Genomic DNA, 24,140 nt, shown 5'->3' with positions numbered 1-24,140 from the left:
CCCCCGGCCATGCTATCTCGCAATCTATGCCAGATACTCTTCCCGACGCGCCGACGGCCGTCGACAGGCCTCCCGACGGTCCAACCGCGGTCGACAGGATCGACGCCGCTATCGGCCGGATCGAAGCCGCGATCCACGCACGCGCCGAAAGCGGCGACGCACTCGCCAGGCGGCATGCCGCGCTCAAGGCGCGCATGGCGGAGGCGGTCGCCGCGCTCGACGACGTCATCACCCGTGGGAGCCCCAACTGATGGCACAGGTCATGCTCGATATCGGTGGCCGCCCGCATGCGGTGGCGTGTCGCGACGGCGAGGAGTCGCGCGTGCGTCTGCTCGGCGCGATGCTCGCCGAACGCTGGCCGGTCGCGGACCGCGCCGCCGGGGGGCTCAGCGCCGAACGCGCGATGCTGTTCGTAGCGCTCATGCTCGCCGACGATCTCGACGAAGCCGCGCATCGGCCGCCCGAAGGATCGGCGGTCAGCGAGATCGCCCTGACGCGCATCGCCGATCGTCTCGAAGGACTCGCACAGGCCCTTGAGCAAAGCCCGCCGAGCGCCTAGATTGGCCTTGGCGGGTTCTGCCCGGTACGAGCCTTTATTATCCCTGAGGCTATTCATCATCCATAGGGGACTGTCCCTGTTAGGACCCTGGTCCGAAGCATATGGTCCCCACCTGACGTACCGTGCGTCAGTGGATAACCCGGCACACGGCCATGGTGGGCCCGCCACATCACCATTCCCGTCATCGGACGATACCCGCATGATCGATCCGCACCCGTGAGCGACAAGGCCGCGCTCCGCACCGCATTGCGGGCCGCCCGTGCGGCCGCCTCGCCGGTTGAGATCCGCGTCCCGGACGCGTTCCTGGCCCGGCTTTCGCCCGGTCTGACCATCGCCTCCTATGTTCCGATGGCTGGCGAGGCGGATCCCTCCCCCTTCGCACGCGCCGCTGTCGAGGCAGGGTGCGTCATCGCGCTTCCACACGTCGTGCGCCGCGACCAGCCGATGCGGTTTCTCGCGTGGGAGACCGAGGCGGCGCTGATCGCCGGCCCCTTCGGGCTTCACCAGCCCCCGGCCGATGCCGCCGCGCTCGCCCCCGACATCATCCTGACCCCACTGGTGGGGTTCGATCGCCACGGCAATCGCATCGGCCAGGGCGCAGGCTATTACGACCGCGCATTTCTCGCGCATCCCGACGCATGGCGAATCGGCATCGCGCTGGCGATCCAGGAGGTCGACGCGCTGACGCCCGACGCCTGGGACGTGCCGCTTCACGCCATCGCCACAGACAAGGACTGGATCACGCCATGACACCTAGCTGGCGCAAACCCGCCGGGATGCTCGGCATCCTGTTGCTGATCACCCTGTGGTGCGTCGCGATCGTCAGCCTGTCGACGATCGTCGGCAGCTGGCACTGGCTGGGCCAGCTGGCATTCTATCTCGTCACAGGGCTGATCTGGATAGCGCCGCTGAAACCCGTGCTGCGATGGATGGAGACGGGGCGCTGATCCCGGTCGCTAAGCGGACGGCATCTCGGGGCGGCTGATAATTTAATGGGGGTCTCGGCCACCCCTTAAGGGTGGCGCGAGTGACGGGACTCGAACCCGCGACCTCCGGCGTGACAGGCCGGCGCTCTAACCAACTGAGCTACACCCGCATTCCCAATGACGACCTCTGCACACTACCCGCAAACGGGTGTGGCGGTCGTCACCGTCGTAGACACTATCTCACACCATCGACGAACGATGGCGCGAGTGACGGGACTCGAACCCGCGACCTCCGGCGTGACAGGCCGGCGCTCTAACCAACTGAGCTACACCCGCTGAAACAGCGTGGAGGCGGCAACTAGGCGAGGGTTGGGATAGCGTCAACCCCCATTCAGCCGCCTGTTTCACGTTGGTCGTCGGACGCGTCCCCCCGGCGACGATTCCGCCCGCTTTTCTGCTGCACGAGCGTGCCGTGCTCGAACAGGAACCCCGCGATATCGGGCTTGCCCGCCGCGCCCAGCACGGTCTGAATGATGATCAGCAGCGGCACCGCCAGCAACGCGCCGAGCGTGCCCCAGACCCAGCCCCAGAAGCTCAGAGAGATCAGGATCAGCAGCGGGCTGATCGTCAGCCGGTGGCCGACGATGAACGGCGTGATCGCATTCGCCTCGACCAGATGCAGCCCGTACATCAATGCCGGGGGAAGCAGCGCCATCCAGATATCCGAAAAGGTCATCAACCCGCCCAGGCCGAGCAGGAAAGCGCCGATCACGGGTCCGAAATAGGGGATGTAGTTCAGCAGGGCGACGATCCCGCCCCACATCGCCGGATAGGGCATGCCGATCGCCCACAAGGCGGTGCCGGTCACGATCCCGAGCAGGACATTGATGACCGTGATCGTGCCGAGATAGGCCGAGACGTCGTCGACCACGTCCTGAATCACGCGTGCGGTCGCCATCGCCCCGTCGAAGCTCGTGCGGCCCGTGATCGTCTGCCGTCGCATGCCCGTCCAGCCGGACAGGAAGAAGAACACGATCAGGATCCCGAACAGCAGCTGGACGATCACCGCCGGCGCGGATGTCGCGGCGAATTCCAGGATCGAACTTGGCGCCGCGACGCCCGCGGTTGCAGGCTGCTTGATCGGCGTCGACGCGACCTGCCGCAGCGTCTTGTTCACATATTTCTCGAGGCTCGAATAGAGATCGAGCAGCGGCGCCAGATTGCTCTGGATCCGATCGAGCCGTGTCGGCAGCAGCCGAAAAAAGTCGGTTGCCGGCACGAGGATCGCGGCGATCGCGACATTGGCCGCGACCAGGAACACCAGAATGCACGCGAGCGCCGCGATCGGCGACGGCACGCCCCGCCGTTCGAGCCATTCGAGCACTGGAATCAGTGCGACGGCGATCACCAGCGCGGTCGTCAGCGGCAGGAAGAACTCCGCCCCTGCCTTCAACGCGAACGGCAACGCGATGACCAGCCCGATTCCGGCGGTCAGCGTCAGCGCGGCGAGCAGGCGATCGCGTCGCTGCGCGATCCGCATCGCATCCTCGACACCAACGCCGATCGGGGGTTCGAACACCCCTTCCGCGCTGGTTTCCGTGGTTGCCCCGCCCCTAGCGGGCGGCGGCCCTCCCTCATGGACGTCCGCCGTACCCGCCTGGGCCGTATAATCGTCGTTCGCCATGCCGTTACCCCTCGCTTGCCCTTCCCCTTGTCACAATCGGGGCGGCATTCAAGCGGTGTTGACACTCCGCCTGCGCGATGCAGGACGAATCGCCCTGAACTATGATGCCGTGGCCGGAATCCGATCCGCAAAAAGCGATTGCAGGTCCTTTTTCAGGATCTTGCCGTTCGCGTTGCGGGGCAAGGTCTCGGGCACGAAGCGGATGGCAACGGGCGTCTTGAACGCCGCGAGCCGTTCGCGCACCCAGGCCTGCAGTTCCGCCTCGCTTGCCCGCGCACCGGGGGCAAGGTGGACGACGGCGACCGGCTCCTCGCCCAGCGTGCGGTGCGGCAGTCCGATCAGCGCACAGTCGGTGACCGCGGGATGCGCATAGAGGACGTTCTCCACCTCCGACGAATAGATGTTTTCGCCACCCCGGATGATCATGTCCTTGGCGCGGTCGACGATGTAGCAGAAACCCTCCTCGTCGAGCCGCGCGAGATCGCCCGTCCGCACCCAGCCGTCGATGAACGTCGTCGCGGTCGCCTCCGGCTTGTTCCAATAGCCCTTCACGATCATCGGCCCGCGCGCCCAGAGCTCGCCGACCTCGCCGATCGGAAGCGCGGTGACGCCGTCCTCCGCGACGATCTTCAGGTCGACGACCGGCGCGGGGGGCCCCGCACTGCTCGGCCGGTTGAGATAATCCTCCGCGCCGTGATGCGTAACCGTCGCCATCGTCTCGGTCATGCCCCAGCCATTGCCGGGCAGCGCGCCGAGCTCGCTATGGATGCGCCTGACCAGCTCGGGGGCCGAGGGCGCGCCGCCATAGGCGATCGATTCGAGCGACGAGAGATCATAGTTGCCGCGGTCGGGATGCTCGATCAGCTGCCACGCGATCGTCGGCACGCCGCCGGTCACGTTCACCTTTTCGCGTTCTATGATCTCCATCGCACGGACGGTGTCCCACTTGCGCATGAAGATCATCGTGCTCCCCGTCGCGATCACGCCCATCATGCCCGCCGAGCAGGCGGTGACGTGGAAGAGCGGGATGACAGTCAGCGTCACGCGCGGGGTCGGCTCGGGCGGCGCCTCGCCGCGCCGCAAGGCCGAGCGCGCGCCCGAATAGCCCCCGGTCAGGATGTTCGACATCATGTTGCGATGCGTCCCCAGCGCCCCCTTGGGGGCACCGGTCGTGCCGCTCGTATAGAAGATTGTCGCATCGTCGTCGGGCGCGATCACCGCGTCGGGCAGCGGCTGATCGGGCAGCGCCGCCCAGTGCGAGGACGTCCCGATCACGCCCTCCAGCGGCCCTGCGATACCCGTCAGCGGCGCGACCGCGCGGCTGACCAGCACCTGCTCCAGCGACGGGATCGTCGCGTAGATATCCTCGAGCCGGTGATGGCGTTCATCGTCGGTGATCAGAACCCGGGCACTCGAATCGGCGAGACCATAGGCCATCTCCGCACCCGTCCACCACGCGTTCAACGGCACCATCACCGCGCCGATCGCGGTCGCTGCGAAGAACGCGACCGGCCATTCGGGCAGGTTGCGCATCGCCAGCGCGACGCGGTCGCCCGGCCCGATGCCGAGCGCCCGCAGATGCGCCGCCAGCGTCGTCACCGCGCGCCACGTCGCTTCATAGGTCACACGCTCGTCTTCATAGATGGTGAAGACCCGCTCGCCATGACCGCGCGCGGCCTCGATCAGGTAACGCAGCGACGGCGGCGCATTCTTCCACACGCGCGTCGCGACCCCGCCGATCGTCACGGTCTCCATCTCGAACTTGCCGCCCGGCGCGGTCAGACGCCGTTCGGTTTCCGCCATCGACATGACCGGCCAGTTGGGGTCCAGGGCGATGATTGGTTCATGAGCCAAGGCCAGCCTACTCCAAATATGAATTTCGGGTTTGGCTTATCCGCCAACCAGATGCACGTTTAGAGTTGATTTGCACGCCACTCAAGGCAATAGGAGTGCCCATGTTCGAACCGGGGGTATGGTGCATGCGGGGAAGCTGGCGATGACCGCCGCGTTCGCTGGGGCGGCTGAACGGAATGGCTTCGATCCAGCACGGCTCGCCGCGATCGATAGGCTGTTGAAAGACCGCTATATCGTCACCGGCAAGCTCCCCAATGCGCAGCTGCTGATCACGCGCGACGGCGAAACCGTGCATTTCTCGCATCAGGGCCTAGCCCGCGAGGGCGGCGCGCCAATCGACGAAACGTCGCTGTTCCGGATCGCGTCGATGACGAAACCGATCACCTCGGTCGCGTTCATGATGCTGGTCGAGCAGGGCCTCGTCGCGCTCGACACGCCGGTCCATCACGTCCTGCCCGCGTTCAAGGGGATCGGCGTTTATAACGGCGGCGGTGCGGGGGTCCCCTTTGCGGTGAAACCGACCGCCGAGCCGATGCGGATGATCGACCTGCTCCGCCACACCTCGGGTCTGACCTACGGCTTCCAGAATCGCTCGAATGTCGACGCCGCCTATCGCGAAGGCAAGATCGAGAATTGGCACGGCAATCTCGATCTTGACGGGTTCGTCGCCGCGCTGGGCGCGCTGCCGCTCGAATTCTCGCCGGGGACCGCGTGGAATTATTCGGTGGCCACCGACGTGCTTGGCGCGGTGGTCGAGCGCGTCTCGGGCGTCACGCTCGACACCTTCTTCACGACGCGGATCTTCGTGCCGCTGAAGATGGACGACACGGGATTCCAGGTTCCTGCCGACAAGACGGATCGCCTGACCGATTGCTACACGGTCGCACCGGGCAAGGGGCGCACGATGCTCGATCGCGGCGAGAAGAGCGCGTGGAGCCGTCCGCCGACGCTGTTGTCGGGCGGGGGCGGGCTCGTCTCGACCGCGCTGGACTATCAACGCTTCTGCCAGATGTGCCTCAACGGCGGCGAACTCGACGGTGCGCGGATCCTCGGCCGCAAGACGCTCGAACTCATGACGCAGAACCATCTGCCCGGCGGCGCCGACCTGACGACGATGTCCCGGTCGATGTTCAGCGAGGCGACGAATGCCGGCACCGGTTTCGGACTGGGCTTCGCGGTGACCATCGATCCCGTCCGATCGATGATGCCGGGGTCGAAGGGCGAATATTACTGGGGCGGGATGTTCTCGACCGCCTTCTTCATCGATCCGGTCGAACGCCTGTCGATGGTCTTCATGACCCAGGTCTCGCCCAGCAGTCTCTACCCCATCCGCCGCGAACTCAAGACGATGATCTACGCCGCCATGACCTGACCCGTCGGCGGCCGTTACCAGGAGAGAATAATGACCACCCCGATCCGCACCGAACGCCATGACGACGTTCTCGTCATCATCTCGAACAACCCGCCGGTCAACGCGCTCGGCGCGGCAGTTCGCCAAGGACTCGAAGCCGCGATCAAGGACGGCGTCGCCGACGCGAGCATCACCGCGATGGTGATCCGCTGCGACGGCCGTACCTTCTTCGCGGGCGCCGACATCACCGAATTCGGCAAGCCGATGGTCGAGCCCGGCCTGCCGACCGTCGTCGACATGATCGAGGCGTCGTCCAAGCCCGTCGTCGCCGCGATCCACGGCACCGCGCTGGGCGGCGGCTGCGAAGTCACGCTCGGCTGCCATTACCGCGTCGCCGTTCCCTCGGCCAAGATCGGCACGCCCGAGGTCAAGCTCGGCCTGCTACCCGGCGCGGGCGGCACGCAGCGCATCCCGCGCATCGCCGGCGTCAAGCTTGCGCTCGAGATGACCGCCAAGGGCGATCCGATCTCTGCGAAAAAGGCGCTCGACGCCGGCCTGATCGACAAGATCGTCGGCGAGGACAGCCTGGAAGCCGACGCGATCGCCTTCGCGCGCGAGATCGCGGCGAAGCGCCCCCTGCCCCGCGCGTCCGAGAAGACCGCGCAGGCCGATCCCGACGCGGTCGCCGCATTCAAGAAGGAGAACGCGCGCCGCTTCCGCAATTTCGACGCGCCCGCCGCCAACATCGCCTGCGTCGAAAAGGCCGCCGACGGGTCGAGCTTCGCCGACGGCATCGCGTTCGAGCGCGAACAGTTCATGGCGCTCATGATGGGCGTCCAGTCCGCCGCGCAGCGCCACATCTTCTTCGCCGAGCGCCAGGCCGCCAAGATCGACGACGTCCCCGCGGACACGAAACTGCGCGAGATCAAACGCGTCGGCGTGATCGGCGCGGGTACGATGGGCGGCGGCATCGCGATGAACTTCCTGTCCGCCGGCATCCCCGTCACGATCGTCGAGATGCAGCAGGAGGCGCTCGACCGCGGCACCGGCGTCGTCCGCAAGAATTACGAGGCGACCGCCGCCAAGGGCCGGATGAAGCCCGAACAGGTCGAACAGGCGATGGGCGCGCTGAAGCCCACGCTCGACTTCGCCGATCTCGCCGAATGCGACCTGATCATCGAGGCGGTGTACGAGACGATGGAGGTGAAGAAGGAGATCTTCACCAAGCTCGACGCAATCGCCAAGCCCGGCGCGATCCTCGCCTCGAACACCTCCTATCTGAACATCGACGAGATCGCGGCGTGCACGAAGCGTCCCGAGGACGTCGTGGGCATGCACTTCTTCTCGCCTGCCAACGTCATGAAACTGCTTGAGGTGGTCCGCGGTGACAAGACAGCTGATGACGTGCTCGCGACCGTCATGGCGCTCGCCAAGAAGATCAGGAAGGTCGCGGTGGTCGCGGGCGTCACCTATGGCTTCATCGGCAACCGCATGCTGATGCCGCGCCAGGTCGAGGCGACTAAGCTGCTGCTCGAAGGCGCGAGCCCCGAGCAGATCGACCGCGTCCATGTCGCGTTCGGCATGCCGATGGGCCCGTTCCAGATGAGCGACCTCGCCGGCGTCGACATCGGCTGGCACCGCGACCCGAGCCGGATCGAGAATATCCGCGATGCGCTGGCGGCGGAAAACCGCTGGGGCCAGAAGACCAAGGCGGGCTTCTACGACTATGACGAGAAGCGCACGCCGTCGAACTCCCCCCGCGTCGCCGAAATCATCGACGATTTCCGCGCCAAGTCGGGCGTTACCCCGCGCGAGATCAGCGACGAGGAGATCGTCGCGCGCACGCTTTACACGATGGTCAACGAAGGCGCGCTGATCCTCGAAGAGGGCAAGGCGCAGCGTTCGTCCGACGTCGATGTGGTGTGGATCTACGGTTACGGCTGGCCGGTCTATCGCGGCGGGCCGATGTTCTGGGCGCAGTCGGAAGGCTTGCCAAAGGTCGTAGCGGGGCTCGAGAAATACGGCTTCCCCGTTGCCAAGTCGCTCAAGGACGCCGCCGCGAGCGGTGGAAAGATCAAGTAAATTCTACGCCCTCTCCCCTCGGGGGAGAGGGCCGGGGTGAGGGGCAGCCAAGCCGTGCTCCGCCCCTGGCAGCCCCTCACCCCACCCTCTCCCCGCAGGGGAAAGGGAGAAAGGAAGACCCGATGACCGACCTCGACACCTTCCGCACCGAAACCCGCGCCTGGCTCGCGGAAAACTGCCCGCCCGAGATGCGCAAGCCCGTCCGCTCGGAGGACGATGTCTGCTGGGGCGGTCGCCAGTTCAAGCCATCGAGCCCCGCGCAGAAGGACTGGCTTGACCGGATGGCCGCCAAGGGATGGACCGTCCCCGACTGGCCCAAGGCCTATGGTGGCGGCGGCCTGTCGCCCGCCGAGACCAAGATCCTGCGCGAGGAAATGGCAGCGATCAAGGCGCGCAACCCGCTCAACAGCTTCGGCATCTCGATGCTCGGGCCGGCACTGCTGAAATATGGCACCGAGGAGCAGAAGCTCGATCACCTGACCAAGATCGCGCGCGGTGAGATCCGCTGGTGCCAGGGCTATTCCGAACCCAATGCGGGCTCCGATCTCGCCGGCCTCGCGACCTCGGCGGAGGACAAGGGCGACCATTATCTCGTCAACGGCCAGAAGGTCTGGACCAGCTACGCGGACAAGGCGGACTGGATCTTCTGCCTCGTGCGCACCGACAAGAGCTCGAAGCAGGGCGGGATCAGCTTCGTGCTGTTCGACATGGCGACCCCGGGCGTCTCGACCAAGCCGATCCTGCTGATCAGCGGCAATTCGCCGTTCTGCGAGACCTTCTTCGACAATGTCGAGGTGCCCAAGGTCAACCGCGTCTACGAGGAGAACAAGGGCTGGGACGTCGCCAAATATTTGCTCGGGCATGAGCGCGAGATGATCTCGGGGATGGGGCTCGCCTCGTCGGGCGGCAACCCGCTGATCGACGGGGCGATCGCCACGGTCGGGCTCGGCCATGACGGCCGCCTCGCCGACCCGCTGCTGCGCGCGTCGATCGCGCTGTTCGAGGTGCGCGCCAAGGCGTTCGGAGCAATGTCCGAACGCTTCATCGATGAACTCAAGGCAGGCAAGGCCCATCCCGCGCAGCCGAGCATGATGAAATATTACGGCACCGAGCTGAACAAGTCGCGCTACGAACTGATGATGGCGGCGGGCGGCTCGGACGCGCTCGAATGGGACAGCGACCGCTCGCGCGGCGGTGCGATCCCGCGCTCGTGGCTGCGCACCAAGGCGAACTCGATCGAGGGCGGGACGAGCGAGATCCAGCTCAACATCATCGCCAAGCGGATCCTCGAACTGCCGGCCTGAGCTCTACCGTTCTCCCGCGGAAGCGGGAGCCCAGAATCACGAACGCTGCGCGCGGGGCTCCTGGGCCCCCGCCTCCGCGGGGGAACAGAAATGCCACTCTATCTCGACGACGACCAGACCGTCCTTCAGGACACGATCCGCGACTTCGTGGCGGAACACGCCCCCGTCAGCCACATGCGCGCGCTTCGCGATGCCGAGGACGCCACCGGCTTCTCGCGCGACCTGTGGAAGCAGTTCGCCGAGATGGGCTTCACCGGCATCCTGATCGGCGAGGACCAGGGCGGGCTCGGGCTCGGCCATGTCGAGGCGGGCGTCGTGCTCGAACAGATCGGTCGCAACCTGTCGCCCTCCCCGTTCCTGACCACCGCCGTCGCCGCGGTCGAGGCGCTCAAGGGCACCGGTCAGGCCGAACGCTGGTTCCCCGGCATCATCGCCGGCGAGACCGTCGCCGCGCTGGCGATCGACGAGGCCGCCAAGCACCGCGACAGCATCGCGATGACCGCCGAACGCGCCGGCAACGGTTTTAAACTGACCGGCGCAAAGCGCTTCGTCGCGCATGGCCACACCGCCGACCTGATCATCGTCGCCGCGCGTACCGCAGGCGGCGCGGACGATGCCGACGGCATCACCTTGTTCGCGGTGCCGAAGGACGCCGCCGGGCTCAGCGCGAATGCCGAACGCCTCGCCGATGCGAGCCTCGCCGCACGGCTCGACTTTGACGGGGTCGAGGTCGATGCTGACGCGGTGATCGGCGAGGTCGATGCCGGCCGCGCGCCGCTCGACCGCCTGCTCCGCGCGGGTCGCACCGGCGCGTCCGCCGAGCTGCTCGGCGTCGGCGGCGGTGCGATGGACATGACGATCGGCTATATGAAGCAGCGCAAGCAGTTCGGCACGCTGATCGGCAGCTTCCAGGCGCTCCAGCACCGCGCCGCGCATCTCTATTCGGAGATGGAGGTCGCGCGCGCCGCAGTGCTCAAGGCCCAGCAGCTGCTCGATCTGGGCCACGACAAGGCCGACGAGGCCGTTTCGGTCGCCAAGGCGATGACCGCGCTCGCCACGACGCTCAGCGTGCAGGAAAGCGTGCAGATGCACGGTGGCATCGGCATGACCGACGAATATGACATCGGTTTCTACATGAAGCGCGCGCGCGTGCTGGCCGAACTGTTCGGCGACGCTAACTTCCATGCCGACAGGCTGGCCATCGCCGCGGGCTATTGACCCGAACTTGTACCCCCGCGAAGGCGGGGGCCCAGACTGGGCGCCCGCCGTTGCGGGAGACCAAGGAGGTCAAATGCCTGACGAAACTGCCGAAGTAACACCCCAAGCGCTCGCCCAGGGCCTCGTCGACCTGCTCGAGATCGACGAGGTCGACACCGACCTCTATGTCGGCAAGCGCCAGCCCGGCGGTGTCGGCCGCGTATTCGGCGGCCAGGTGATCGCGCAGGCGCTCCAGGCCGCGCAGCGCTCGACCGAGGCGCCCAAGGCGGCGCATTCGCTCCACGCCTATTTCATGCGGCCGGGCAACGAGGACTACCCGATCGTCTACCGCGTCGTCCGCGATTTCGAGGGCCGCAGCTTTGCCACGCGCCGGGTCATCGCGATGCAGAAGGGCCAGCCGATCCTCAACATGGCGGCGTCGTTCCAGACCCCCGAGGACGGGCTCCACCATCAAGACGCGATGCCCGACGTCGCGCCGCCCGAGGAGCTGCGCTCCGATCGTGACCTGCGGCTGGAGAATATCGACGGCATTCCCGAGAAGTTTCGTGCACACATGCTGCGCTGGCGCCCGATCGAGGTCCGCCCGGTCAACCCGCGCAGCTGGATCGATCCGCCCGCGCAGGCACCGAACCATGCCAACTGGTTTCGCATCGTCGCGCCGATCGGCGATGACCCGGCGATGCACCGCGCGGTCCTGTCCTATGCCTCGGACATGGCGTTGCTGGGAACCGCGCTGCTGCCGCACGCGATCAACTGGATCAAGCCGGGTCTGCAGACCGCCAGCCTCGATCATTCGCTATGGCTGCACGAGGATTTCCGCGCGGACGACTGGCTGCTCTATGCCTGCGATGCCCCCTGGTCGGGCCATGCGCGCGGTTTTAACCGCGGCAAGATCTTCTCCCGCGACGGACGGCTGGTCGCGAGCGTCGCGCAGGAGGGGCTGATCCGGATGCGAAAATAGCCTTGGTTTACGCGGGTTAACCCGGTCTTCGTAAACTCCCGTTAGTCCCGCGCGATCATTCTCCGGGATCATCGGCATGCAGCGCCTTCTCTATATCAGCACGTCGCGTAGCCGTGTGACACGGCCAGTCATCGACGAGATCCTGCGGGTCTCGCGTCGCAACAATGCCGCCGCGGGCGTGACCGGTCTGCTCATCGCTGGCGGCAACAGGTTTCTCCAGGTGCTCGAAGGCGATGATCTCGCCGTGTCGCGCACCTTCGATCGCATCCAGCGCGACGACCGGCATTTCGCGATGGTGCAGCTCGCGAAACAGACGATCACCGAGCGCAGCTTCGGCAGCTGGGCGATGGGATTTGCCAGCGGCGCCGCGCCTGGTGGTGGCGCGACGTCGCCCGCCGCCACGATCGCGGCGCTGATCGCACCGATCGAGGATCCGACGCTACGCGGCTATTTCACCGGTTTTGCCGACCTGCATCTCTCAGCCGCCTGAGCGGACTGCATCAGGCTGCGGTCTTGCCGTAATCCTGTCGCGTCACCGGATGGCTCGACGACAATCCGCCATCGACCACGATCGCCTGACCATTGACGTAGCTTGCGTCATCGGAGGCGAGGAACACCGCGACCCGGGCAAGCTCCTCGGGCTGCGCGCCGCGGTGGAGCGGGTTGAGACGGCCGACACGGTCCATCTTGTTGGCCTCGCGCGCATAGTCGAACACCGGCTTGGTCATCCCCGTCTCGGTCAGCCCTGGGCAGATCGCATTGACCCGGACGTTCGCACCCGACAGCTGCTGCGCCGACACCGCGGCCAGGTTAATCACCCCCGCCTTGGACGCGGAATAGGCCGGCGACCCTGCGCCCGACCGTAACCCGGCGACACTCGCGGTCAGGACGATCGCGCCGCCGCTGCCCGTCTCGGCCGCGCGCGCGACGATCCGTGGTGCCGCGTGCTTGATGGCGAGGAACGGACCGATCAGGTTGACCCGCAGCACTTCGGTGATCAGCGCGACGTCGGTGTCGAAGAGATTGGCCATGCCGCCCGAGATTCCGGCATTGGCGAACAGCACGTCGAGCCCGCCATATGTATCACAGGCGAGCGCGACCATGCGGATCACGTCCTCCTCCTCCCCCGCGTCGACGCGGATCGGGGTGGCGATGCCGCCGGCCTGGCTGATCAGATGCGCGGTCTCGTCCGCACCCTCGGTACGGTCCGCGACGACGATATGCCCGCCCTCCGCCGCGAACAGCAAGGCCGCCGCGCGGCCGATGCCGGATCCTGCGCCGGTGACGATGATCGACCTGTTCTCGAACCGCATGATGCCCTCCCCTTTAGATCGTGACGCCGCCGTCGATGACCAGCGTCTGCCCGGTCATGAAACGGCTCGCGGATGCGGCGAGAAACACCACCGCGCCCGCGATTTCCTCGGGTTCGCCGATGCGTCGCAGCGGCACGCGGGTATTCGCCGCCGCGATCCGCTCGGGATCCTCCCAGAGCACGCGCGCGAAATCGGTGCGGATCAGTCCTGGCGCGATACAGTTCACGCGGACGCCCGACGGGCCGAACTCGACCGCGAGATTGCGTGCCAGCTGCATGTCGGCGGCCTTGCTGATGCAATAGGCGCCGATGACCGGCGATCCGCGAAGCCCGCCGATCGAGGAGATGATGATGATGCTGCCGTCGCGCTGCTCCGTCATGCCGGGGGCGACCATCTGGATCAGCCAGTGGTTGGAGACGATATTGTTGTCGAGGATCTTGCGGAACTGGTCGTCGCCGATCCCCGCCTGGGGTCCGTAATAGGGGTTGGAGGCGGCGTTGCAGACCAGCACGTCGATACGGCCGAACGCGCTGCGGGTCGTGTCGACGAGATGCTGGAGCGCCACCTTGTCGGCAATGTTCGCCGCGACCGCGATCGCGCGGCCCTCGCCGTAGCGCGCGTTGATCTCCGCCGCGACGGCATCGCACGCCTCCTGTTTCCGGCTGGAGATCACCACCCTCGCGCCATGTGCCGCCAGCTCGAAAGCGCTCGCCTTGCCGATCCCGCGCGACGATCCGGTGATGATCGCGACCTTCCCGCTCAGGTCGAACTGCGTCATGCCCTGCCTCTCCCCTTCCGCCTGCGGGACATGCGTCACGCGCCCGCCTTCACCGCAAACCCCCACGCCGCATCCGCCAGCGCATGGACCTTGGCGACAGTCGCCTCGGCCTGCGCGCTCGACGCGGTGCCGTCGATGATCCGCTTCTTGATTCCCTGGACGATCCCAGTGAGACGGAAGAGGTTATAGGCGAAATACCAGTTCAGATCCGGCACGCCGTCTCGCCCGGTCGCGGCGCAATAGCGCGCGACGACCTGCTCGATCGTCGGAATCCCGGTCTCCGGACCGGTCAGGCCGAGCACCCCCGACCGGCCTTCGGGCTCGGTCACCCAGCTCATCAGCATGTAGGAAAAGTCGGCGAGCGGATCGCCGAGCGTCGACAATTCCCAGTCGAGCACCGCGATCACCTTCGCGCCCGCGCCGTCCGTAGAGTGAGCGAAGATCATGTTGTCGATGCGATAGTCACCGTGGACGATCGACGTCCGCGTCTGGTCGGGCAAGGTGCGCGGCAACCAGTCGATCAGCCGCTCGACCGACTCCATCCGCTCGGTCTCCGCCGCGCGATATTGCTTGGTCCAGCGCCCCACCTGCCGCTCAAAATAATTGCCGGGCTTGCCATAGGATGCGAGCCCCGCCGCCGCGTAATCGGTGTTGTGGAGCGCGGCGAGCGCGTCGATCATCGCGTCATAATGTGCGCGGCGCTCGGCGGGCGTCGCACCCGGCATCGCGCCGTCCCAGATCGTCCGCCCTTCGACCATTTCCATCACATAGAATGGCGCGCCGATGACGTCGGGATCCTCGCACAGCCCGTACGGCCGGGGCACCGGAAAACCCGTCGGATGAAGCCCGGCGATCACCGCATATTCGCGCTCGACCGCATGTGCGGAGGGCAGGATTGGCCCGAACGGCTTGCGGCGCAGGACATAGGCGCGCGCTGGCGTATCGAGCCGATAGGTCGGATTCGACTGGCCGCCGGCAAATTTGGCGTAGCGCAGCGGCCCGGCAAAGCCTTCGACCGACTCCGTCATCCATGCCGTCAAACGGTCGAGATCGAGCCGGTCCCGCTCGCCGACCGGGATCGTACCGACCATCGTGCTGGCTGCGTCGCTGCTCATGCGAAGGTGATCACGCTGCGCGTCGTGTCGCCGCGGCGCAATTCGTCGAACGCGTCGTTGATTCGTTCGAGCGGCATGCGGTCCGCGATGATCGTGTCGAGATCGAGCAGCCCGCGCATGTAGAAATCGACGAGCCGCGGGATGTCGACCGGAAACCGGTTCGACCCCATGAACCCGCCCTGCAGGCGCTTGCCCGACAGCAGGTCCATCGCCGACAGCCCGACCTTCTCGCCGAGCGGCATCATCCCCAGGATCGTCGCGGTCCCGCCGCGCCGCAGCACCTTGACCGCGGTCGCCGCCGACTGCGTCCGGCCGACCGCCTCGATCGCATGGTGGACGCCGCCCTTGGTCAGCGCGACAACCTCGTCCGCGGCGGTCTCGGACAGCGCGTCGAAGCTGTGCGTGGCGCCAAGCTTCTCCGCCATCGCGCGCTTCTCCGGCACCGGATCGAGCGCGATGATCTTGCCCGCACCCGCGATCTTCGCCGCGTTCACTGCCGCCAGCCCGATCCCGCCGCACCCGACCACGCACACCGTCTCGCCCGGCGTCACGTCGGTCGTGTTGAACACCGCGCCCGCCCCGGTCGTGATCGCACAGCCGAGCAGCGCCGCACGGTCCATCGGCATGTCGCGGTCGATCGCGACGCAGGCATGTTCGTGCACCAGCATCATCTCGGCATAGGCGCTCAGGTTGAGCATCTGCGCGATCGGTCGGTCACCCAGCATCAGCCGCGGCGGCGCACCCTTGGGACGTCGCACCGAGCTGTCGACGCAGAGCGCCATGCGGCCGGTCACGCAGAATTCGCAGTGGCCGCAAAACGCCGAGAGGCAGGTGACGACATGATCGCCCACCTTGACCATGGCGACCTCGTCACCGACCGCCTCGACCACGCCGCACGCCTCGTGCCCCGGAATGGTCGGCATCGCATGCGGATAGGCGCCGTCGACGAAGTGCAGGTCGGAGCGGCACACCCCGACCGCGACGGTGCGGATCAACACCTCGCGCGGACCGGGCTTCGAGACGGTAACGTCCTCGATGCTGAGCGGCGTATTGGCTTCGAAAAGGACTGCGGCTTTCATGGGTGGTCTGGCTCCAGATTTGGCGGGCGCGCAATCAAAAATGCCGTTCGTCCTGAGCGAAGTCGAAGGACTGGCTCGTTCGGGGCATGTCCTTCGACTGCGCTCAGGACGAACGGGACAGGGTTAGCGGCTCACCCCGACATCCCCGCTCGACACGCCGCCTTTGCGAAAATCCCCGTATTTGCCGAATTCGTTGCGCGCGATCGACCGGTTGTGGACCTCGTCGGGACCATCGGCGAAGCGCAGCGTCCGCATTGCCGCCCAGTCGTGCGCGAGCCGGAAATCGTCCGACACGCCACCACCACCATGCGCCTGGATCGCATCGTCGAGGATCCGCAGCGCCATGTTCGGCGCGGCGACCTTGATCATCGAGATCTCGATCTGCGCGGATTTGTTGCCGGCCTTGTCCATCATGTCCGCGGCCTTGAGGCAGAGCAGCCGCGTCATCTCGATATCGATCCGCGCGGTCGCGATCCGCTCCTCCCAGACCGAGAAGTCGGCGATCCGCTTGCCGAACGCGACACGGCTCAGCAGCCGCTTCGCCATCGCCTCGATCGCGGTCTCCGCGACGCCGATCGTCCGCATGCAATGGTGGATGCGGCCCGGCCCGAGCCGCCCCTGCGCGATCTCGAACCCGCGTCCTTCGCCCAGCAGCACGTTCTCGACCGGCACGCGGACATTCTCGAGCACGACCTCGCCATGCCCGTGCGGCGCGTGATCATAGCCATAGACGGACAGCATCCGCTTGATCGTCACGCCGGGCGTGTCCATCGGCACCAGGATCTGGCTTTGCTGCTGGTGCCGCGATCCCTCGAAGCTCGTCTTGCCCATGACGATCGCGATCTTGCAGCGCGGATCGCCGACCCCCGACGACCACCATTTCGTCCCGTTGATCACGTAATGATCGCCGTCGCGGACCATCGACGTCTCGATATTGGTCGCATCCGACGACGCCACCGCAGGCTCGGTCATCAAAAAGGCGGACCGGACCTCGCCACGCATCAGCGGGCCGAGCCACGCCTCTTTCTGCTCACGCGTTCCATAGCGATGGAATACCTCCATATTGCCTGTATCGGGCGCCGAGCAGTTGAAACATTCGCTCGCCCAGCTGACCTTGCCCATCTCCTCGGCGCATAACGCATATTCAAGATTGGTCAGCTGCGTCCCCTCGAACACGAAGCTGTCATCGACGTGAGTCTGCCCGGAATGGGGGGGCATGAAGAAATTCCACAGCCCTGCGGCCTTGGCCTTTTCCTTCATCTCCTCGATCACCGGAATCACCTTCCAGCGCTCGCCGTGGTGGGCCTGCGCGTCGTAATCGGCCTGACGCGGGCGGATATTCTGATCGATGAAGTCGCGCACGCGATCTCGGAAATAGGTCTCTCGGTCGCTGAAGCTGAAATCCATGCGGGCTCTCCATCGGTCCACGGTCTGGCGGTCGATTAGACCATACCGCGTATTCGGTAAAGCATCCCGGAGCCTGCCGAAAGCCGGTTTTCCACTCGGCCACGAAAGCGCCTAAAAAGCACTGTAACTTCAAATCGAAGCTGTTAGGGTATTTTGATGAAGGTTCCGGCAGAGGCGATCGAAGACGGCGAACAGGGCACGAAGCGCTTCCGTGCCAAGCGTGACGCCATCCTCGCCGCAGCCGCAGAGGCGATCAACGAACAAAGCGCCAAGGGCATGACCTTCGCAGACGTCGCGCGGCGCGTCGGGCTCAACACGACGAGCGTTACCTATTACTTCAAGCGTAAGGAAGACCTTGCTGCTGCCGCGTTCGAGAACACGCTCGATTATCTGCTACGGATGCTCGACGAGGCGATGGTCGAACCGACCCCGCAGGCGCGCGTCGCCCGTTATCTCGCGCTCAACATGGCGCGGCTTGGCCGGATCCAGCGCGGCGAGGAGAAGGCGTTCGCGGTCCTGTCCGATCTGCGCGCCACTGAGGATCCGATCCGCAGCCGGCTGATGAACGGCTGGCGCGAGGTTTTCCGCCGCACCCGCCTTCTCTGGGGCCCGTCGACCGGCCGCGCACAGACCGACATTCAGAGCGCGCGCGCCCACGTCCTGCTCGAAAATACCTTCTGGCTGCCGATCTGGCTGACGCGCTACGAGCCTGACCAATATGCCCGTGTCGAGGCGCGGTTGATGGACGTGTTCGCGCACGGCATCGCCGGGCCCGGTGCGCGCTGGGCGCCGACGCTGCTCGATCTCAGCCATGACGATGCCGAGCCGGGGCGCGAGGCGTTCCTGCTGGCGGCGACGCGGCTAATCAACGAACTCGGCTATCGCGGCGCATCGGTGCAGAAGATCGCGTCCGAACTGAACGTCACCAAGGGCAGCTTCTACCACCATCTCGATGCGAAGGACGATCTGGTCATCGCCTGCTATCGCCGCAGCTTCGACACGATCGCCGATGCGCAGGGCCGCGGTGAGGCCGAGGGCGGCAGCTATTGGCACAAGCTGTCGAGCACCGTCGCGACTTTGCTCGACGTCCAGTTCGCCGAGCGCGGTCCGCTGCTCCGCACGACCGCGCTCAGCGGCCTGCCGCCAAGCGTCCGCGACGCGATGGTCGAGCGCTCGAACGGGATCGCGCGGCGCTATGCGGGGATGATGATGGACGGGATCGGCGAAGGCTCGATCCGCGCGGTCGATGCGCTGATCGCCGCACAGGCGCTGATGGCGGTCCAGAATGCCGCCTTCGACATGCGCAAATGGGCGTCGACCATGCCGCGCGAACGGGCCGTGGCGATGTATGCCTCGACGCTGATGTACGGCCTGTTCGACGATTGATCGGCAGAGGGGCGGCGGGGACCGGCACAGGCTGCGTGCCGCGCCGGTCCCCGCCCCCCCACGCCTCACGCCGCCGCGAGCGCGGCCTGATCCTCGGCGCGCTTGAGCAGCACGCCCGCACGCCAATAATGATAGAGCGCCCAGGGCGTCATCATCACGATGATGACCAGCGCATAGCGTAGTGATTCCTCGCCAAAGGTCGGCTTCAACAGGTCGCTCAGCCACCCGACCATCGTCGGGCCGAGGCCAAGGCCGACCAGGTTGATGACCAGCAGCGTGATCGCCGCCCACATCGCACGGGTCTTCAGCGGTGCGAGATGCTGGATCAGCGCGAAGCTCGGCCCCAGATAGGAGTTGGCGAAGATCAGGTAGATGAAATAGCTGCCGATCGCGATTACCGGCACGTCGATCAGGTAGAAGGCCAGCGCGAAGGGCAGCGACAGCCCCTTCATGACGAGCACGACCCGGCTCTGCACGTGAAGGCCGTGGCGCTTGGCGAGGACATCGGCGATCTTGCCGCCGGCAAGCGCCGAGATTGCCCCGAACAGGGCACCCGGCAGCGCGATATAGCGCGATACGTCGAGCATCGAGATACCCAGCGATCGCTGCATGAAGCTCGGCCCCCACCCCGTCAGCGCGTACCCGATCATCGAGGTCAGGGTCACGCCGACGACGAGATGCCGCGCGGGCGCGCTCGCCCACATCGAGGCAAAGCCCTGCGCGACGCTCGGCATCGGCGCTGGCGCAGCGACCGGACCGGCGTCCGAAAGGCCGCGACGCGGTTCGACCATGAACAGCCGGACGAGCACCGCCAGCGCGATACCGGGCAGTCCGACGGTCATCATCGCCACCCGCCAGCCATAGCTGTGCGCAACGACGCCGCCGATCAGCGTCCCGAATCCCGCCCCCAGCACCACGCCGAGCGAATAGACCGCCATCGCGCCCGCACGCTTTTCGGGGGGATAGAGATCGGCGATGATCGAATGGCTGGGCGGGCTGGACCCGGCCTCGCCGATCCCGACGCCGATGCGGAACAGCATGAGTTGCGTGAAGTTTTGCGCCAGACCGCACATCGCGGTCATCGCGCTCCAGATCGTCAGGCTCACCGCGATGATGTTGCGGCGGCTCGTCCGGTCGGCCAGTCGCGCCACCGGGATGCCGAGCGTGGCGTAGAAGATAGCGAACACCAGTCCCGAGAGCAGCCCGAGCTGCGTGTCGGTCAGCACCAGGTCCGCCTTGATGCGTTCGAGCAGGATCGCGAGGATCTGCCGATCCATATAGCTGAAGAAATAGGTGAGCGTGAGCAGGGTGAGCGTCAGGCCGCGGCGCTTCATGGCCAGGGAATCGGCGATGTCGGAATGCGTCTTCAACGCTGTCGCCATGGTCATCCTCTCGTATCGTTGCTGGCCTTGCGACCTTGTTGGGACCGTACCCAATCGTTGAAAGCAAGGCCAGCGCCGAGAGCAATCAGAATTTTTGCGACAAACCGAGTTTTGCGGTGAACCCGAGCGGCGAGGCGGTGAACGGATCGTAATTCTGGTCCAGCCGCGCGAAGGGCGGTGCGCGATCGAAGATGTTGAGCGCGGACAGCGACACCGTCGATCCGGTCGGCAACGCGATCCTCAACGTGGCATCCATCGTCTTGAACGCGCCGATCTCCTTGCCGCCCGTCACCGATCCGCCGGCCAGCGCACCGAAGTTCGGCCCGAAGATCGCCGCGCCGCGCTGATCGGTATAGCCATCGATATAGTTGAACTGCACGCGCAGGCTGGCGACGTCGTAATCACCCTGCACATACCAGTTGCCCTTGATTTCGGGCACCGGATAGGCGGTCGTCTGGTAGTTGAGCAGGCCGACACCGTCGAATGCGGGCTGCACGACGATCCCCTCGACCGTCACGTCCTTGGTCTTGTAGTCGATGACATAGGTGCCGGTCGCGCCCACCGTGACGGTCGCCAGCCCGAGTTCGCCGCGAAAGCTTGCCTGGACGTCGAGACCCGAGGTCGTGACATTGGCGCTGTTGACATAGACGGTGCGCAACCGCTGGACATTGCCGACGCCGCAGCCCGCACCGGTGAAGGTGAAGCGCTGCTGGAGCGCGGCAAAGGCGGCATTGCCGCAATTCGCCGCGCCGCTCGCACCGAACAATGCGTTGACGATGCCCTGTGTCGGCTCCTGCTCGATCGGCCCCTTCAGATCGTACCGGAAATAGTCGACGCTCGCATTGAACCCGCCCGCGTCGAGGATCACGCCGCCGCTATAGGTCGTCGCCTTTTCAGGCTCGAGGTCCGGATTGCCGTTGATGTCGACCGCGCGGAACGAGGTGCCGATGATCTGCAGCGCGGTCAGATTGCCTTCGAGCTGCTGCGCGGGCGGTCCGCGGAACGTCGTCCCGGCCCCGCCGCGCAACGCAAGCCACGGCGCCACCTGGATGCGCAACCGCCCCTGCGGATTGAAGGTCGATCCGACATTGCCACCATAATCCTCGTACCGCGCGGACAGCTGGGCGTTGATCGCCTCGAGGATCGGCAGCTGCAGCTCGGCGAACAGCGCCTTCACGTCGCCCACCGAGGACGCGTTCCGGTTGGTGCCGAGGAAGCCCAGCGCACCCGTCTGGGGCGTACAGGTCGCGCGCGGATTGAGCGGGGTCCCCGGGCAGGGATTCACCGCCAGATTGCTGTCGGCATTATAGTTCACGGCATAATAATTGCGCCGATACTGGCCGCCGATCGCAAAGCCGACATCACCACCGGGCAGTCGCAGCCCGGTCCGCCCGCCAAGCACGAGGTCGCCGACGAACAATTGCGTGTTGTAGACGGTGCGCGTCGTCCGGAAGAAATTGTCGACCGTCGCAATGTCGTTGACCAGCCCCGCACCGGGCGCGGTGCTGAGCCCGTTGGTGCCGCGCGACCCGGCGTAATTGGGGTTCACCTGACCCGTGACCGGATTGGCCGCCACCGCGGTCGAGAACGGGTTGAAGAAGGTGCAGCCGTTCGTTCCGGCAAGCGAAGCGATCTGCGCAGCGGTCAGCCCGGCGCGCGACGCGGTGGTCGCATAGGCGCAATTGGGGCCACCAAAGCCCGCGATCGCGTTCTGCAGCAGGTCACCGAACGTGTCGGTCCCCTCATTCTCGCGGACATATTGTGAATAGGTCCCGCTCGCGGTCAGGTTGATCCGGTCGGTGACCTCCCACGACAGGTCCGCGGTAAAGCGCATTTCCTCGGACTGGCGCTTCGAGAATGCCGATCCGCGGTCATTGTCCCCGCCCCGCATGACCGGATTGCCACCGAGCAGTGCCGGACGGAACAGCACGGGGAAGGCGAGCGCGGGTGCGAGCGGCGTGCCGTTCGCAGTTAGGCAGCCCGCGGCCGCACCATAGACCTGGCAATAGTCGCGCAGTGCCGGTGCATAGGTCGGCACCTGGAAGAAGCCCGCACCGCCGCCCGCCGCATTCGCCGATGGCGGCAGCGTCGGCAGATAGGTCGGCGACGTCGTGATCCGCGTCGAGGTCGCTCCATAGAGCGCGGTCGCGGTGAACTGCAGCGAACTGGTGAGGTCGATCGCGACCTCGGCATAGGCCTGATACCGGTCCTCCGGCTCGACGAGATTGCCGAACTGGCCGTAATTGTTGAAGCATCGATCGGTCGGCACCGCGATCGTCCCGACCGCGGTCGGCGTCGGTGTGGTCGAGCCCGCGACGCTGCGGAATCCGCCAAGCGATTCACACCCCAGATCGCGAACGAAATTCACCCCGTTCGACACGCCGTTCGCGCCATAGCCGGTGAACAGACGCCCGCTGACCGGGTCGAGAAAGGGGACGGTCGCGTTGAAATCGAGGTTGCCGGGATTGCCGCCGCCGGTCCAGCCGCCTTGGGGATTGTTGGCATAGGGCTGAATGGTGAAGTCCCGATCGGTCGTACGGAGCTCCGACCGATGCTGATAGCCAAACGACGCCAGCATCCGCACGCCGTTACCGCTGTGGCCATAGCTCATGGCCGTGCCGTAATCGCCCTTCGACCCGTCGATATAGCGGTAGTCGCCCGACACCAGGAAACCCTGCTGGTCGGTCCGTGTGATGAAATTGACCACGCCCGCGATCGCGTCCGAGCCATAGGTGGCGGCGGCGCCGTCCTTGAGCACCTCGACACGACCGATCGCGGCCGACGGGATCAGGTTGATGTCGACGATCGGAATACCGCCGCCGACCGGCACCAGCCGCTTGCCGTTGAGCAGCACCAGCGTACGTTGCGGCCCCAGTCCGCGCAGATTGACCGACGCGACGCCCTCATTGCCCTGACTGCGGCTGTCGAACTGGTTCGCGTCGCCGGTCACGCCGTTCGAGGTCGGCAGGTTCTTGAGCAGCTCGACCGCAGTCGGCGCGCCCTGTTTCGCGAGTTCATCACCCGAAATCACGTCGACGGGTGCGGCGGCATCCTCGGACGACCCGCGGATCAGCGAGCCGGTGACGATAATGTCGGCATTCTCGGACTGGGCGACGGGAGACTGCGCGGGGTTCGCCGTGACCTGCCCTGCTCCCGTCGTTCCCAGTGGTTGTGGATCACCCCCGATTTGCGCTGCCGCCGGAACGGCAAGGGCCCATGCAAGTACGAAAAACGCGGACGCGACGAAATAGCGCTGCTTGGCCACATCACTCTCCCCTGTTCGGCCGAAGCACTTTGGCCCGTACCGCATCATCGAATAGATTCTTCTACGCCTTACGCGTCAAGCGGGAAAATCGTAGCATATTACCACTAATCCCTGCCAATACTGTCATGTAGACGGCTTTCGCCAGTTCCGGATCGGCCAGAACCATTTTTCGATCTTGCGATAATGTGGCCCCGGGGAGAGGGCCTTTGCCGCAGCGGTCCGGCCCTAAGGAAACCAGCCGCCGCCGGCCTTCAAGCGCCGAAGTCAGGTGACGCCAGAAATGACGCAAAACGGAACAGCGCACGCGGCGTCAGGCCGGGTCGCACAACGCTCGCTGATGCTGGGGTTTCAGGAAGGACGGCGGAAGGTACGGCCTTGCCGTCCTTCCGCCTTATCCCCTCTCCAAACTCGTCAAGGCGGCGACCTGTTGGACTGCCTGCCTGTCGATACCGAGCACTGCGAGAGTGCTTCAAGGC

20 protein-coding genes and 2 tRNA genes are annotated in these 24,140 nt (G+C 65.9%); 11 read left to right on the top strand and 11 right to left on the bottom strand.

Translation table 11 applies throughout. The features are described from left to right. Positions 1-26: 26 nt before the first annotated feature. The 4 genes from IFS44_RS04985 (at position 27) to IFS44_RS04970 (ending at position 1,506) form a co-directional block, all read left to right on the top strand. Positions 27-251, top strand: coding sequence for a hypothetical protein (locus IFS44_RS04985; protein ID WP_031396567.1), 225 nt, complete (start codon positions 27-29; stop codon positions 249-251). Then, positions 251-559, top strand: coding sequence for a cell division protein ZapA (locus IFS44_RS04980; RefSeq protein ID WP_031440961.1), 309 nt, complete (start codon positions 251-253; stop codon positions 557-559). Before IFS44_RS04985 ends, IFS44_RS04980 begins: the two co-directional genes overlap by 1 nt. A 216-nt stretch (positions 560-775) precedes the next feature. Further along, the gene (locus tag IFS44_RS04975) at positions 776-1,309 is read left to right on the top strand and encodes a 5-formyltetrahydrofolate cyclo-ligase (RefSeq protein ID WP_192097717.1); all 534 of its coding nucleotides are present in this window, start codon (positions 776-778) and stop codon (positions 1,307-1,309) included. Continuing rightward, positions 1,306-1,506, top strand: coding sequence for a DUF2842 domain-containing protein (locus IFS44_RS04970; protein ID WP_031396564.1), 201 nt, complete (start codon positions 1,306-1,308; stop codon positions 1,504-1,506). The genes IFS44_RS04975 and IFS44_RS04970 overlap by 4 nt, the downstream gene beginning before the upstream one ends. Positions 1,507-1,578: 72 nt before the next feature. Here IFS44_RS04970 and IFS44_RS04965 read toward each other — a convergent pair. The 4 genes from IFS44_RS04965 to IFS44_RS04950 form a co-directional block, all read right to left on the bottom strand. Continuing rightward, positions 1,579-1,655, bottom strand: a tRNA-Asp gene (locus tag IFS44_RS04965). 89 nt (positions 1,656-1,744) lie between these two features. Continuing rightward, positions 1,745-1,821, bottom strand: a tRNA-Asp gene (locus tag IFS44_RS04960). A 55-nt stretch (positions 1,822-1,876) separates the two neighbouring features. After that, positions 1,877-3,025: an AI-2E family transporter gene (locus IFS44_RS04955; protein WP_081874318.1), complete on the bottom strand. Its 1,149-nt coding sequence runs from the start codon at positions 3,023-3,025 to the stop codon at positions 1,877-1,879. Positions 3,026-3,268: 243 nt separating this feature from the next. Continuing rightward, the gene (locus IFS44_RS04950) at positions 3,269-4,978 is read right to left on the bottom strand and encodes a class I adenylate-forming enzyme family protein (RefSeq protein ID WP_192097893.1); all 1,710 of its coding nucleotides are present in this window, start codon (positions 4,976-4,978) and stop codon (positions 3,269-3,271) included. Between the two features lie 187 nt (positions 4,979-5,165). On the opposite strand from IFS44_RS04950, the gene IFS44_RS04945 reads away from it, so the two are divergent. The 6 genes from IFS44_RS04945 (at position 5,166) to IFS44_RS04920 (ending at position 12,429) form a co-directional block, all read left to right on the top strand. Then, complete coding sequence (locus IFS44_RS04945) at positions 5,166-6,395, top strand: serine hydrolase domain-containing protein (RefSeq protein ID WP_192097716.1); 1,230 nt, start codon at positions 5,166-5,168, stop codon at positions 6,393-6,395. 30 nt (positions 6,396-6,425) lie between these two features. Then, positions 6,426-8,456 carry a 3-hydroxyacyl-CoA dehydrogenase NAD-binding domain-containing protein gene (locus IFS44_RS04940; RefSeq protein ID WP_192097715.1) on the top strand — a complete coding sequence of 677 codons (2,031 nt, stop codon included), beginning with the start codon at positions 6,426-6,428 and terminating at the stop codon, positions 8,454-8,456. A 122-nt stretch (positions 8,457-8,578) separates the two neighbouring features. Beyond that, positions 8,579-9,760: an acyl-CoA dehydrogenase family protein gene (locus IFS44_RS04935; RefSeq protein ID WP_192097714.1), complete on the top strand. Its 1,182-nt coding sequence runs from the start codon at positions 8,579-8,581 to the stop codon at positions 9,758-9,760. A 90-nt stretch (positions 9,761-9,850) separates the two neighbouring features. Next, complete coding sequence (locus tag IFS44_RS04930) at positions 9,851-10,978, top strand: acyl-CoA dehydrogenase family protein (protein WP_192097713.1); 1,128 nt, start codon at positions 9,851-9,853, stop codon at positions 10,976-10,978. A gap of 73 nt (positions 10,979-11,051) precedes the next feature. Further along, a complete protein-coding gene (locus IFS44_RS04925) occupies positions 11,052-11,939 on the top strand; it encodes an acyl-CoA thioesterase (RefSeq protein ID WP_192097712.1) in 888 nt (295 codons plus the stop codon). A gap of 76 nt (positions 11,940-12,015) precedes the next feature. Then, on the top strand, positions 12,016-12,429 hold the full coding sequence (locus IFS44_RS04920; protein WP_192097711.1) for a BLUF domain-containing protein: 414 nt from the start codon (positions 12,016-12,018) through the stop codon (positions 12,427-12,429). Between the two features lie 10 nt (positions 12,430-12,439). Here IFS44_RS04920 and IFS44_RS04915 read toward each other — a convergent pair whose 3' ends face one another. From IFS44_RS04915 to IFS44_RS04895, 5 genes are all read right to left on the bottom strand, one after another. Further along, positions 12,440-13,252: an SDR family NAD(P)-dependent oxidoreductase gene (locus tag IFS44_RS04915; RefSeq protein WP_197977763.1), complete on the bottom strand. Its 813-nt coding sequence runs from the start codon at positions 13,250-13,252 to the stop codon at positions 12,440-12,442. Positions 13,253-13,265: 13 nt separating this feature from the next. Next, on the bottom strand, positions 13,266-14,030 hold the full coding sequence (locus IFS44_RS04910; RefSeq protein ID WP_192097710.1) for an SDR family NAD(P)-dependent oxidoreductase: 765 nt from the start codon (positions 14,028-14,030) through the stop codon (positions 13,266-13,268). Between the two features lie 35 nt (positions 14,031-14,065). After that, positions 14,066-15,145, bottom strand: coding sequence for a phosphotransferase family protein (locus IFS44_RS04905; RefSeq protein ID WP_192097709.1), 1,080 nt, complete (start codon positions 15,143-15,145; stop codon positions 14,066-14,068). Beyond that, positions 15,142-16,224, bottom strand: a complete 1,083-nt coding sequence (locus IFS44_RS04900; RefSeq protein WP_107929763.1) for a Zn-dependent alcohol dehydrogenase — start codon at positions 16,222-16,224, stop codon at positions 15,142-15,144. The genes IFS44_RS04905 and IFS44_RS04900 overlap by 4 nt, the downstream gene beginning before the upstream one ends. A gap of 123 nt (positions 16,225-16,347) precedes the next feature. Continuing rightward, positions 16,348-17,631: an acyl-CoA dehydrogenase family protein gene (locus IFS44_RS04895; RefSeq protein ID WP_031394444.1), complete on the bottom strand. Its 1,284-nt coding sequence runs from the start codon at positions 17,629-17,631 to the stop codon at positions 16,348-16,350. A 156-nt stretch (positions 17,632-17,787) separates the two neighbouring features. Between IFS44_RS04895 and IFS44_RS04890 the strand changes: the two genes are divergently transcribed. Next, a complete protein-coding gene (locus tag IFS44_RS04890; RefSeq protein ID WP_056406190.1) occupies positions 17,788-19,017 on the top strand; it encodes a TetR/AcrR family transcriptional regulator in 1,230 nt (409 codons plus the stop codon). Between the two features lie 65 nt (positions 19,018-19,082). On the opposite strand, the gene IFS44_RS04885 is transcribed toward IFS44_RS04890, so the two are convergent. Both IFS44_RS04885 and IFS44_RS04880 read right to left on the bottom strand, forming a co-directional pair. Further along, positions 19,083-20,405 carry a spinster family MFS transporter gene (locus tag IFS44_RS04885; RefSeq protein WP_244649935.1) on the bottom strand — a complete coding sequence of 441 codons (1,323 nt, stop codon included), beginning with the start codon at positions 20,403-20,405 and terminating at the stop codon, positions 19,083-19,085. A gap of 79 nt (positions 20,406-20,484) precedes the next feature. After that, complete coding sequence (locus IFS44_RS04880) at positions 20,485-23,664, bottom strand: TonB-dependent receptor domain-containing protein (protein WP_192097708.1); 3,180 nt, start codon at positions 23,662-23,664, stop codon at positions 20,485-20,487. Positions 23,665-24,140 lie beyond the last annotated feature (476 nt).

Source organism: Sphingomonas sp. CFBP 13706 (assembly GCF_014842355.1).
GTDB lineage: Bacteria > Pseudomonadota > Alphaproteobacteria > Sphingomonadales > Sphingomonadaceae > Sphingomonas > Sphingomonas aerolata.
This window is presented reverse-complemented; position numbering and strand designations above follow the sequence as displayed.